The sequence below is a fragment of the Hungatella sp. L36 genome (genome assembly GCF_014288035.1).
The window spans coordinates 190,541-204,071 of record NZ_JACOPC010000015.1 but is presented as its reverse complement, the minus strand read 5'-3'; the positions used below and the strand labels follow the sequence as shown (position 1 = coordinate 204,071).

Genomic DNA, 13,531 nt, shown 5'->3' with positions numbered 1-13,531 from the left:
CCCCGCAGGCTGAGTTGATAACGATGGGCAGTCAGTACCTTGCCCACTGCCTTGCCAAAGGCAGATTTTTATCTATCCCACGCTTCACGCATATATGTGAAGCTATATGGGCGCACCCAGTCATCGTAGAGACTCCCTTGGATAGATACATAGTCATTTAGGTTTACGGACAGCATGCCGTCCGGTGTCCATGTATCCCATACCTGTGTGTAAATCGTATAATTTGCAGCATCCGGAAACCAGAGCGGTGTAAAATGAACCGTCCGGTTGTAGGTGGAAAACTCATTTTCCCGGAAGATAAACCGTGCGCTGCGTCCGCCGGATGTCCGTTTTAGCAGGCGCAGGTAGGTCTGATATTGGAATTCCGGGAATACAGAAAAGGCTGTTTGTGGATAAGTGATGTGGCTGGCCGGCGCATTGGTGGATAACGTAGCTGTCACATCAGTTTTTACCCCGTAACCGCTTTTCATGGACTTGCCTGCGGCAGTGGGAACAATGTCATCGGGATTCAAAGCCATGGTGCCACTTATGGAGGCGGAATAACCAGTGTATTCAAATTCCCAATAGCCCTCATCGACCCAGTGTCCACCGTCTTCATGGTCGCACCACACCCACACCGGCACCCAATAGCAGCTCCATACACCCCAGTTTGCAGTCAGCTTCTGGGAATTGGAGGGCAGGGAGGGTACGGTGTAACCGGGATTGGTGTCGGTAGCCAGAGGATCGGGCGGGATATGCTCGTTAAGATCCACAATTTTAGCAACAAACGTATCTTTTGCAGTATAAGCACCGCTGACAGAAACGGTTATGGTGATAGTTTGCGGCGTGGGCGGTGTATGCCACTTAACCCATACCACCTGAGAATCACCGCCCGGAATTACAATATCCCGTACCCGGTAGCTGGTTCCCATAATATTGAAAGTCACCGTGGCCGGATTGTCTGGTGTCAGATCCCGGCTGGTTGTCAGAGTAATGGCAGTTATTACATCTGTGTCCACACGATATTCCACATCAGGTGCGTTAATATCACCTTCCGGTTCTTCGGGACGGTCATCGAACCAAACAATACCGATTCCCAGATAGTTGATAATGTCCGCGTTTGATTGGATACCAGTCTTTGGGCCAGTCCATGCGGAGAATCCTAAATCGCTATATTCCAGAAACAGGGCCAGCGGAAGGTTCTGAAAGGCAACGCTGGGAAGCCGCTGCCGCATTGCTCCTCCAGAAAGCTGGTCATACAGGGCCGCTTCAGTAGCAGTTATACAGTAGTAAGAACCGTTGAAAGTAACATAGGCAATGGGCTCCAGTAAGATTTTGTACTGTCCGTCTAGCATTTTATCATAATCAACCCCGGTTGCGGATGCCACCATCTTGCAGGCATACTCTGAACAGAAGTATTTCTTTATGGCTTCAATACTGGTAGGTCTGCTTTTACTATTGACTATGGCTGGCATAGAATAAGCAGGCTGAAGGCAATCATACGGTATACCTGATTGTAATGTAAGTCCAATTCCGTCCCGATACTGGAGTTTGTTCACCTTGCCAAAGTGCAAAACAGTTGCAGGCTGAGAACGGTTGGCAAAATCTACGGAGGAACTGACCGCCGTTCCGGTTTCTGCGTCTACCACGGTAACACGGACACCATCATTGCCTGTGGACCAGAAATTTGTTGAGGTACCCTGCCCCATGTTACCCCCGCCTCCATCCAAATTACCGTTCCCGTTACTTGCCAGAACCGTTGATGAAAACAGGCAGAGCAGAAGAAATACGGTACATAGTACAGAGATAATTCTTTTCACAATTTGTCACGCTCCATTCTGTGAAAAATATAAACAAAGAAGACTGCCACATAAAAATTTGTGACAGCCTTGCATTCAATAGTTTTTCAGTTGTCCGATTTTGTCAATCAATCCCCCATATTGCCGACCATTTTATTGGGATCTCCATCGCTATCAATGGTTGACTGGCTGACCTCTCCGGGAACTACCCAGCCAAACACCGGGTCATAAACTGCTCCATTCCCATTGCCGGAACCGGGGGCTGGTTCTGTATCCGCAGGAGCTTCTGTGCTGGGAGCGGTTACCTCTGGATTTCGATTAACTTCATGCGCCGGGCCGGGGTCTTCCATTATAGTCTTACCTTCCGGAGCAGGATGAGGCGTGGCTTCAGCCGCAGATGGTTCTGTATTGGTAAAGTCAATCACGACCTCATTCTCAGATTCCTCCACTACTTTAGGATATTCCTCAACGGGAGCAGTAGGCTGTGGGGAGACATAGGCATCTGCCCCATTGCTGCCGTCTGTCTGTGAGTTGTTTTCAGACCAGGTGCTCTCTGTGCTGGCAGGCGGCGATTCATCCGGCAGAAACGGATCACTTTTATCCTGACCGGCATACCAGCACACGCCCAGAATCGTGATGCAGAGGACCGCAAGTGACGTTACTATAAAACCTTTAGACTTAAAAAAATTTTTCATAAGAAAAACCTCCTGTTTGCTTATTTATAAATACTTTACGGTTTACTGGACTGATTTTCAACAACATTTTAGAATTTTGTATTGTGGTAACCGGTCAGCTCAATCCGTTGAGTGATAGTAGGATATGACTGGCCGAACATTCGGATAAAAAATTTAGCTTCACAGGAAAATACATATTCCACCCGGTCACCAGTAACATCGAATTTCAGCCGAATATTTGATATCTCGTAGTCATCAGTGGAAAGCGGTATTTTATTTGCAAGGCCATCCTGTACGGTATCCTCCAGTGCAGCAGTATAGGAGCTGCTGGAATAGAGTGTATTTAGATACTCGCTGAAATTGGTTTCTCGTTGAGAGCGATAGGTGTCAGCATAGATCAGAGCGCTCAGGTTGTTCAATTCCATCTTGGCGCCGTTTCGGATATTAATGCAGTTAATCCGGATGGAGGCATATAACAGAAGGAATGAAATCAGCATGACAACGCCGACTACAAAGAAACAGGCGAAGAAGGTTATCTCCCCCCGTTCGTTGCGAAGCGGCCGCCGCAGCCTCATTAAAATACGGTTCATAGGCCACCTCATTTCCAATAATGTTCGCTCACGCCGGCTCCCCGGGATACCACCGTGATATGCACAAGGTCAAAGTTCCAAAATCCGCCCAGTTTGGCATTACCCTCAATCGTGATATAGAAGGGACTCCCCAGTTGAATGGCGCGGGTCATGCCGGATGGAGTTGGCGACTTATAGGTGGCATCAATAGAGTAGCTGATATCTCTGGCCCCTTCAATCTGTGAGCATAGAAAAGAGAATAGTTCCTCCGTTTCCCGGTTGATGCCGCCAGACAGCTGTATCTGTTTTACCATCTGATCGGCAGCGTGGTCGAGCTCCTGTTTCGTAGATATGATGGAAAACAGATCGATAATAAACGCCAGCAGCAGTACCGCAATAAAAATAAAGAATACTGTGCTGAAATAGTTGGCCTCGGCTCTGTCATTAGCCAAAGCCTTACGGATTTTTTTGTAAAAAATAATTATCACCACCTTTACAACAAAAAACCACCCCATGCCGGAGTGGCTTCTTTGCAAATTTTTGACTGTACTTATTATAGCAGATGTGAATTTACGGCGAAAGAGCAAAACTGTGCCAATGTTATGCCAATACCATATTAACTATTTTATCCATTGTTCTTCATGGGGTGATTCATTATCTACACTAAGTAAACGGAGCATAAAAAAATAATTTGTAATTAGCACTCGACATTTGACAGTGCTAACAATGGATGGTATAGTATAGATACCAACAGTGCTGTTGTTTACATAGATGTAACAGCCAGATAATATATTTGTACCTTTATAATTGCATAGAGTCCAAAAAGAAGAATTATTCTTTGTATTGTATTCTAGGCATCCAATAGTGGGTGTCTTTTTTGATTCAAGCGATATTGGTACAAAGAGTAATATTTGGCAAAACCAAAGCCAGAATTTAGGAGGACAATACAATGAATAATGCAATTATGAGAGCACAGAGTTATGCAGTTGACATTGAACATGTCATGAGAAAAGTTTTTAAATGTGAGAGATTTGGTTTTTCAGGAATTGTGAACAGCGATTTTATCCGGAAAAATCCTCTTGCAGCAATTTTAGCAACATGCGGATATATGTACGCATTGGTTGACGAACAAGGGAAGAATCAGATTGAAGCGTTTATCAATGATACAGAATTTTATTGGGAAATGTCATTAGATGATTTATTATCCTTTGAATCTTCGTGTAAAACAGTCGGGATAGCTACCATTGAAATTGAATACGACAATGGAGAAGAGGCACTAATAGACAATATTAAAAAATTTGAAACAATCTGTACATTGATAACAAAGTAGAACAACAGGAGCCTCTTAAAAGAGTGTCCATAAGTTGTGTGATTATTATAGGAAGGTGCAGAGTCCTCTGAAATATGACTCTGCACCTTTTATTGATTATAGGTTCTGTCGGATAATCCGGGTAATTATTCCCACAGCCACACCACGCTCCACATCCAGCCGCGTTACAGCAAAGCTGACATCATCTTTCTTGCCAGGCGTCCGGTAGTCGTAGCAGGAGTGGGCGATAGCATTGACGCCATTGGAGAGCCTGATATAGACTACCCCCTTATGAACATCCGTTACCTTACCCATATACTTGCTCTGGACACGGCATTTCTGCAGGTTATCCTGGCTGGTATTCTGGGAAATGCTTTTGACATCTACCCGGATACTGATATCCTCCAAAGATTCCCGGCGCACCTTCTGTACCCGCACCAGCACTTCATCACCAACAGAAAAACGCTCGTGGGCATCTCCAATCCAATCCCAGGCCAGGTCCCGGGCCATAATTGAGGTTTCCACGCCGAAAATTTCCACACGGATAACTTTTTCTGCAACGGCAATGACTCGTGACTGTACGATACGTCCTTCATAAATACGATATGTGCCGGAAGAGTCGGTATCCAGATAGAACAACTGGCGTTTACGGAGCATTGCTTCTCTACGGCTTGCCACCACACTGAAGGTCTTGGAGTCGATACCCCTTACAATAAAGTCGATGTCGGCTCCCAGCATATTATTAAGAATCTTGTTTTGCCGCAGCATCAGTTCACTGTATTCCTGTTCTGTGCTGGTACGGGGCAGCTGAATCATCATTTCCTTTAAAGGAATGATAATACGGAATCCCTTATAGTCAACAATAGCGATAGTCTTTTTGCTATCTGTCTGTTCAATGCCGCCCAGTTTGCCGGTAAGAATCCTGCGGGTGCGGTAAGCATTGCGGATCTCATGCCAGATGATGTCCTCCCGCTCCTCCTCAGTGGTTACATCCTCACGGCTTCGGATAGTCAGAACAGGGGCATTGCTTCGCACCGGCGTATCCATATTGCCAGGAGTTGCCAGCGCATCGGAAATATCCGGCTGACTATCCTCTGATGTATTCAACAGAGAAGGTGCCTCAACCGTGGAAACTGTGGCATCTTCCAAATAGTTGGGTGTCCCTTCCATAATGGGCGGCATATCAGATTCAGGAACGGAGGTTTCTTCCGCCTTTTTCTTGCGGACACCTCGCTTCGTCTTAGCCGGCTTATCGCCGGGAGCAGGTTCCTCTGAAGCAGTATTTCCGGTCTGTTCCATGGAAACTGCTTCATCAGTTACAACGCTGTTTTCTGCCTGCGTATCGGTCTTACCCTGGGTATCGCCATCGGTCAGATCCATAGCGCCCAGCAATTCGTCCAGATTGACTTTGCTTTCATTGTCATCACCAGTTGCCGTAAGGCTCGTGTCGGCCGCAGGGAGTTCTATTCCAAAGTCTGCGCTTGCGGATGTCCCCAAGGTCTGGTTTTCCTGTTCCAACAGGTCATTGTTTTTCATTGCCATAAATATTGTCCTCCTTTATATAATGGAAATTAAGATAGGATAGAATCCTTATCTGACACAATAATGCCCACTGGTGCCGTTTCCTTTTTGGTTGGCATAGCAGTGGGCTGCTCCGACTTTTTTTCCGGTTTGGGTGCTGCGGGTGCAGCCGCTTTACTGGTACGGCGGGGAGCTGGTTTCTTTACGTCGGGTGCCGAGGCTTTTGCTGCTGCTTTTTCTTCCTCCAAACGCCGCCACTCCGGTATATGGGCGGAAGCCTTACAGGATTGAAGTTTTTCCGCCTCTGGGTGCTTTGTATAGTCCATCTTCGACACTTTAAGTGCTTTTCTGCCCCGGATAATAACAAGGGCCTGGTCGATAGGAAAACGCAGCACTTCATCAGGAGTGAGAACAGGACGCTTGCCGACACCGCTGGTTTCTCGATATTCTGGCGTGTAGTTGGAAATACGCCAGGTACCCAGCTGTTTTGCTTTGCTGGTGACATCTACACTGGCGAGGCCCGTGCGTTCGGAGACAAATTCCGCTGTTAAAGGGTCCGTACAACCGAGGAAGTACTGCACATCACAGTTTCCCAGCAGCTCTTGCCAGAGATTAAGAGGATAACGGTTTTGTAGACCTGCAAGATTCTGGAACACCAGTGACATACTGATATTACGAGAGCGGATTACGGAAAGGCGGCGTGAAAGATCTGGAATGGTTCCGCATGCTGTTAATTCTTCTCCTAATACATGGACAGGCACAGGAAGTTTGCCGCCGGGACAGTTTTTGTCCGCATAACGCACTAATTTAATAAATACAAACGATAAAAACAGGCTTGCCAAAAAATCAAAGGTGCTGTCCTGGTCACTGGTAACTAAAAAGTAAGCACAGGGCTGTTGTCCGGGCAGCTCCAAGTCAATCTCATCCCGTGCCGTGATTTTCTTTATCAGCTCGGACTGGAATACCTGAAGCCGGCTGCCCAGACCGATAACAACACCGCTCCGCACGGTTTCAGAGGATTGCTTAAAAAGGCTGAACGGAGCTTTGGCGGGATGGGTAGGCGCAAGTCCTTCAAATAGGCTGTTCAGTTCAGATTCAGAATTCAGCGTCAGCAGCCGGTAGACCTCACCGATGTTCTTGTGCTCTGAATCGTAGCTCTGGTCCACATACAGTACCAGCGCTTTAAGCAGGTTCATTTCGGCGGAATCCCAGAAGTGGTCGCCCTTGCTGCCGTTCATAGTATTTTTGATGATAACATCTACGAAAAGCTGCGCCATCAGTTCCTGTCCCTCGATTTCAGCAAGACAGTTCCAGGAGTCGCTGTTTTCGGGCGAGACCAGATTGAAAACACGGACACAGTAACCCTGGTCCCGCAAATAGGAACTTGATTTTTCGTATAGCTCGGATTTGGGATCACAAATAATTTGGGATTCTCCACGGGCAGCACTCTGGAGAATGCGGTTCATACAAAAGGCTCTTGTTTTCATAGAGCCGCTTGCACCGTACACGGCCATGTTTGCATTGAAGCGCGTTTCCTCCGGCATACAAACTATCTTGTTGTCCAGCAGGCCAAGAATGGTTCCATGATGTTGGCGCAGGTCCGATACCAAGTCCAGCACTTCAGTCATTTCTTTACGGCTCATCCAGCCAGATGTGCCATAGGTACCTTTGGCAGAGTATGTAAAATTACGGTCCTTATCATATTCACCGCTGTCACTGTATCCCATCCGCATAACCATAATAAGCAGAATTGCCAGCAGGCCAATGCAGATCAGGACACCGTAGAGGCCATAAGGTGGTTGAAATACGGTGGTAATGCAGGATATAAAGTCAGGCGACGCCATTACCGGAGATGTACCATCCCCAGGAATACCGCCGCCCTGTTTCCACACAGCATAATTGCTGATAAATTGAGCCAGATACCCGCCTGCGTACAAAATCGCAAGTATGGCAGCCGGCCCGGCAATCAATCCTTTCATGATTTTCTGTTTGTCTATGGAAAGAACCTCCTTTCAAATTTATCGAAGCCGATGGTCTGAAAACGTATCCGGCTGCCACAATAGCGCTCCAGTACATTTTGCTGGTAATCAAAGCAAATGAGCGTGCCATTTTTACCTTGCAGTTCCAGCGCCGTATTATAGCGGGCAATGCGGGGCATATCGCAGCTGTAAGCAAACAGTACCGGATCGCCGTTCTTGTCAATCGCATCATTTTCGATGCGCCAGTTTGCCCTCCGCTCGGTTAAATCCAGAGAAAGAATTCGGTGCAATTCTTCTTTTTTTTCAGTATCACAGAGCAAGCGCAAAAGTATATCGCCCTTACGGTCATTGGTAACATAAAAAAAGTGGTCGTAGCAGCCATCCAGCATAAAACAGTCATGTCTTTTGCCTCCATTGCTGGTTAGCATCTGGTAGGCCGGTTCCATTCCGTCTCCAAGCACTAAACCGGAAACATCTTCTGGGCGGAACTGGGAGGCAAGCCGCTGCTGACACAATACGGTCCACATCAGAGTTTTCATGCGCAGCTCGGATTTATAGCGCCATTTCATCAGACCGGGTCCGCAGTTGTAGGTAACAAATATACCCGCTGGTGCAAGCAGCGCACCTACGGAACGGGAACTGCGGATTTTGGTAAAATCAATACCAACCTCTTTGATTTCACGGGAATTATAAAACGCAGGCGCTTCAATCTCACCAACGGGTGAACCCTCTGATGAAAAGATGTCCGGTTTTTCATTCCGGAATACAGCTGCGCCGGCATTTTCCATTGTCACATAGGCTTGTGCGATGCGGTGCAGACGCAGCCGACGGTTAACCTCGCTTTTCAAGCGGTTGGTATCGGTTTCTCCTGTGAGATAAAATGTAAACAGGTCGGGGCTTTCCGACAGGAGCGTGGCTTTCGCTTTTACTCCCAGCCGATAGCCTCTCAGCTTATCCCGGTAGTATGTGCGCAGGTAACCATCCTTTTTTAAAGCGGTGATAACGGACTCCTTGTAATAATCACTGCCACGGAGCCGTTTTAACTGGTCTGCCGGGAACTCACCGGAGATAGCAGTTAAGGCAAGAAGGTGGTATGGCAGTGTATCGGGCTGTGGAAACGTTCGGTTGCATTTCCCAATATGGCTCACTCCTTTCGTGAACGGCTTTTACCGAGACTGAAAACGACTTCGGTAAAAACCGGGTACTGCATCGCCTCAGAAGCCCATGAAAAACGTGGATTTTGGCGGTGCGTGATAGGGTCGGGATAAAATACCCCTAAAATCATCAAAAATCCGAGATGGTTTTCAGATGGTTTTCCTGTTCAGAAATCCAGAGAGGAAACCGTGCCTTTTCCATAATGGAGATTCGTGTACAATCCTTTTCGCCAAGTACCGCTGTATTATAAGCGTCACAGAGCAGGCCGCAGTCATCGGTCATGACAAATGTGGCAAGTACGTCTAAAAGCTGCTTTTCTTCAAGGTTGTCATAATCACGAACCCTTCTTGTAGGAAGTGATTGATCGTAGACTTGAGTAAAACATACAACACAATCCCGATAGTGGGGCAGCGTATTTTCTCTGGCATACTGTTCCATGGCAAAGTATAGCGGGTCTAAAAGAAATTCCGTGTTTTGCCTCTGCCTGCGTTTAGGCAGCAGGCTGGGAAGTGACACCGACAGCACCCCTTCTTTGTAGGCAATCTCAATGCCGTGTGCCGACTGTGCCGAGGTCAGATACTCCGCTTTTTTGATGCCGGTGCTGGCATAAATCAAATGCCGCAGACGACAGGCGACCGACTCTGCCCGCAGTGCGGCATCCATAGATAAAACTTCATAATTATCGGGATAACGCTGGATATCTGTGGTGTCCATTGCATATAGAGCATTATTCAGACGGGAAAGATCGTCCAGAATACTCCCGATACGTTTTGAAATAATTTTTCGTTCCAATTATGTTCCTCCATTTGCACGTTGATAATAAAGCACCTGCCCAGAGGAAGATACGGTACAGAATCCGGAAATATTTGGAAAATTAAGCAACGGAATCTGATCCGGCTCCTCCACCAGAACAATGCGGCGGCTGTCTTGTCTTGCGTCCTGTTTCAACGCATGGGCGATAAGTGCCTCCTGACTGACAGCCACATAGACAATTTCATAAATCTCTCCACCTGAAAAGAAGATGACTTTTGCAGGGAAGTCTCCAGGAGAATGATATTCCACCCGGTCGATTATATCCAGAAGTACCCAGACCGACTGTATCAGGCCGGAATCTGCCTGGTGTTTTTTACCATAAGGGAACCAGCCGCCGCTGATACTTTGCTCGGCCCTGCCCTGCCGTTTAAGATGGGAGAGCAGGCCATAGACAACGGCGCTTTCCTTGCCGGGAAAAAATCCTGCCAGCTGGCATTGTACAAGGCCCGGATACAGGGAAATGAGACGCAGCAGCTCTGTGGCCTCCTGCCCATATATATCGGCTCTGGTCTTCATGTGGGAATCACCTCCTTTTGTTCTTAGGCGTAATTTTGACGTAATACGTGCGTCAGTCATGGGAAAGACGCAATTAAGACGTAATCTGAATGTAATTCATCTTATCCGGCACTGGCCTGATTCTCTTGCTGCCGCAGACGATTTACGATATTTCTCAGTTCACGCCGGTCTGTGGTAATTAAATCTTTTTCCAGCGGGCTTGCCTTAAACTCCACCATAATATTGTTATTGTTCGTTGAGATCAAACCGTTCCCGCGCTCAAAATGGATAATTTCCATGATTTCCGCATCGGACAGATGCAGTGTGTCCTGAACCCGCATGGCTTCATCATCCTCCAGGTTGAGAATAATCTTAGTTTTAGAATTGTTGATAATCCCCTTGCCAAAACGCCCCTCATCCAGATTGAAAAAGTCATTGAGGTCCTGGCTGGCACAAACGGCACTGCCGCCATAGCCTCGTATCGTCTTGAATATCTCAAGAACAAAATCCCCTGCAAGCCTTGTTCCGGTAGCGCCGGCACCGGATAAAAGCTGCCAGCATTCATCTATAAAGATGGTCTTTTCTTCAGTACGGTCTTCTTTGGCACGGTCCCATACAAAATCCAGTGCAACGAACATACCAACTGTAAGCAAATCTCCGGTAAGAGAGGAAATATCAAGTACCGTATATTTATTCTGCAGGGATACATTGGTTTGCTGGCTGAAGGTGCGGGCGGAGCCATTGACAAGGCGGTTGAGGATGTGCGCCATCCGCAGAGTATCAGGGGATTGTTTTAACATTTCGTAAAGGTCACCCAGTACCGGCATTTCCCGGTATTGTCCCGGACGTTTGGGATCTTCCAGGGAAGCATTATCATGGGTAATGCCTTTGGCGTTGTAGGTGCGGATCATTGCTTCGTCTAAAAGCTGGCGTTCTTCGTGGCTCATGTCAGGTATCAATAAGCTGAAAAAGATGTGAAGCCGCTGAATTTTGGTTGCCAGTTCGGATAACTGGATGCCCGGTCCGTCCAGGAGTTCGCTAATCGTGTGATCCACCCGGCGAATTTCCATTACATTGATACAGTGTGGGCTTGCCGGGGAAATCGAAATAAACTCGCCGCCCACATTGGCACAGGCCCGGTGGAACTCGTGGCCTTTCAGTGGAGCGACAATAAAAATAGGAATGCCTTTGCGTCTCATGCGGAGTGCCATCAGCTGCATAGTAAAGGTCTTACCTGCTCCACTGGTCCCCAGAATCGCCATATTAGCGTTCTTGTAAACTGCAGAATTAAAGATATCTACAATGATGAGCGAGCTGTTGTATTTATTGACACCCAGCAGAATCCCGTTGTCATCACACATCTCATAACTTGTAAAGGGATAGCAACTGGCTGCGCCGCCTGTCAGAAGGTTGCGTTTACTGCGCTCATACAATTTCTTTTCCGGCGCAATCAGCGGCAGAGAAGACAAAAATGCCTGCTCGCCACGAAAATGGCAGTTGCAGACGTTCATATCCTGTGACAGCAGGAGCTTTTTCATTTCACTGACTTTCCACTCCAAATCGTCCTCGGTTGGGGCGGTAATAGTAATCATAAGATTCAGGTAATAAAAGTCTTCATTGTTAGCAAGTCCCTCCTTTAAAAAATATCCACTGCGAATTGCGCTGTCGATATCGTCATAATCTGTATTGGTATCGCTGGCCTCCTTGATTTTGGAGCGGTTAATGCGAAGCTGCTGACCGACTTTTTGAATAATTCTCTCTTTAGGCTGACGGGAGAGGAATATATCTACGTCAATTCCATCACCCGCATTGACAATCAGGCTGAGCCAGCCAGCCGGAACCTGTGTCTTATATCCATCTGAAGGAATCAGCAGATACGCATAATACAGACCATCAATACAGATGTAACGTGAATGGGTATAGTCAATATGCCTGGGCGCAAAGAATTCCGCAGCGGGAATATGGTCGATTTCATTTTCCCTGCCACTTGCACGGTACTGATTGATTACCTCACGCACCCGGTCGGGCAGCGGAATTACGGCACTTTCATTCCGGCAAAGCAGATTATACAGCACATCCGTAGTGAACTCGTTTTCATTTTCGGGTATTACCACATCATTCCCGCACTGACGAAGATAATTGGCCGCTGTATGGACTGCACCCTGCAAAGAAGTTATTGCCTCATTTTCTTCATTGCTGCGGCTATTGCTCCATGGTTCATACTCAAAAATAAGGAAAAAACGGCGTGTTACTGCCTCGCGGGAACTGATTTGCTGCACGAACTGTAAATAGTCTTCCTGCATAAGCCGGCATTGCTCGTTGGTTTCCAGGGTCATTTCCTGGCGTACAGTGTCTAAATGGCGGCCAATGTCCGCCCGGCGGGTCAATACCTTAAACTGCAGCTTAACTGGGCTTATTTTTAAGTAAGAGATAAAGGAGTAAATGATACTGCGTTGTTCCCTTGCGCTGCGTAACAGAAAGTTTATGGGTATGATCTCTACAACCTTGACAAAGCGGTGATCCTTCGTATATATAATGCCATTATCAATTTTTTCAATGGGCAGATAATCCGCAACCGGATTCAGGCAGGCCGGTTTCTGTTCCTGCTTATTTTTGCGGGGAGCATTCTGTCGGGGAACTCTTTCCTTCTTTAATTTCTTTGCCTTGGAGGGCTCTTTAGCGCGATTCCCTTTTACGGATTTCCGTTTTGCAGGCCGCAGTTTTTGCTTTATCTCATAGGCTTTTACCTCATCAAACTCAGCAGGAAAATCCTCCTGACCGGAACGCAGCTTTTTCTTCCTTGATTCTTTATGCCGCCCCGAGTGATCTTTTTGTTTATCCGAGCGTATTTTCTGACGCTTTTTTGCAGGAGCAGGCTTATCGTTTGCCGCCCCGGGTGAAGATGATTGTTCCTCTATACCCACCACGCGGCGGTTTCTCAGGTATTTCAGAAAAATGAACAGGAAAGAAGAAAGGCTTTCGCCGGAAATGCCAATCAAGGCGACCATTCCAAGGGGCATTGCAGTCAGACACAGCACAATGATACGTGTTGTCAAACCAAACGGCAGGCAGACAAAAACCGGTATCCCTACCACGGCAGAGAGGATACCGGCTTCAATCACGTTTCTTGCTTTGAACATACCGCCGAAAAAAGTACCCGTATCCACGAAATTCGGCGGTATAATGTAGGTATCGTGGTCGTTGTTATTGTTCATGTATTACCTCACTTTCACAGCCA

11 protein-coding genes are annotated in these 13,531 nt (G+C 47.1%); 1 reads left to right on the top strand and 10 read right to left on the bottom strand.

Annotation, left to right across the window (positions count from 1 at the left end):
* Positions 1-68 precede the first annotated feature (68 nt).
* From H8S80_RS27280 to H8S80_RS27265, 4 genes are all read right to left on the bottom strand, one after another.
* Complete coding sequence (locus H8S80_RS27280; RefSeq protein ID WP_117633554.1) at positions 69-1,799, bottom strand: DUF8193 domain-containing protein; 1,731 nt, start codon at positions 1,797-1,799, stop codon at positions 69-71.
* A 107-nt stretch (positions 1,800-1,906) separates the two neighbouring features.
* On the bottom strand, positions 1,907-2,473 hold the full coding sequence (locus tag H8S80_RS27275; RefSeq protein WP_069159243.1) for a DUF6550 family protein: 567 nt from the start codon (positions 2,471-2,473) through the stop codon (positions 1,907-1,909).
* A 68-nt stretch (positions 2,474-2,541) separates the two neighbouring features.
* A complete protein-coding gene (locus H8S80_RS27270) occupies positions 2,542-3,042 on the bottom strand; it encodes a hypothetical protein (protein ID WP_069159242.1) in 501 nt (166 codons plus the stop codon).
* 8 nt (positions 3,043-3,050) lie between these two features.
* Positions 3,051-3,536, bottom strand: a complete 486-nt coding sequence (locus H8S80_RS27265; protein ID WP_069159241.1) for a DUF4320 family protein — start codon at positions 3,534-3,536, stop codon at positions 3,051-3,053.
* A gap of 434 nt (positions 3,537-3,970) precedes the next feature.
* Between H8S80_RS27265 and H8S80_RS27260 the strand changes: the two genes are divergently transcribed.
* On the top strand, positions 3,971-4,351 hold the full coding sequence (locus tag H8S80_RS27260) for a hypothetical protein (protein ID WP_069159240.1): 381 nt from the start codon (positions 3,971-3,973) through the stop codon (positions 4,349-4,351).
* Positions 4,352-4,447: 96 nt separating this feature from the next.
* Here H8S80_RS27260 and H8S80_RS27255 read toward each other — a convergent pair whose 3' ends face one another.
* The 6 genes from H8S80_RS27255 to H8S80_RS27230 form a co-directional block, all read right to left on the bottom strand.
* On the bottom strand, positions 4,448-5,872 hold the full coding sequence (locus tag H8S80_RS27255) for a S1 RNA-binding domain-containing protein (RefSeq protein WP_081330214.1): 1,425 nt from the start codon (positions 5,870-5,872) through the stop codon (positions 4,448-4,450).
* 29 nt (positions 5,873-5,901) lie between these two features.
* Entirely contained in the window at positions 5,902-7,830 is a 1,929-nt protein-coding gene (locus H8S80_RS27250; protein ID WP_117633553.1) for a VirD4-like conjugal transfer protein, CD1115 family, read from the bottom strand.
* Positions 7,831-7,844: 14 nt separating this feature from the next.
* A complete protein-coding gene (locus tag H8S80_RS27245; RefSeq protein ID WP_242880655.1) occupies positions 7,845-8,978 on the bottom strand; it encodes a hypothetical protein in 1,134 nt (377 codons plus the stop codon).
* A gap of 136 nt (positions 8,979-9,114) precedes the next feature.
* A complete protein-coding gene (locus tag H8S80_RS27240) occupies positions 9,115-9,777 on the bottom strand; it encodes a DUF6100 family protein (protein ID WP_069159239.1) in 663 nt (220 codons plus the stop codon).
* The gene (locus tag H8S80_RS27235; RefSeq protein WP_069159238.1) at positions 9,778-10,314 is read right to left on the bottom strand and encodes a DUF5697 family protein; all 537 of its coding nucleotides are present in this window, start codon (positions 10,312-10,314) and stop codon (positions 9,778-9,780) included.
* Positions 10,315-10,415: 101 nt separating this feature from the next.
* Positions 10,416-13,508: a VirB4 family type IV secretion system protein gene (locus tag H8S80_RS27230; RefSeq protein WP_069159237.1), complete on the bottom strand. Its 3,093-nt coding sequence runs from the start codon at positions 13,506-13,508 to the stop codon at positions 10,416-10,418.
* Positions 13,509-13,531: the final 23 nt, after the last annotated feature.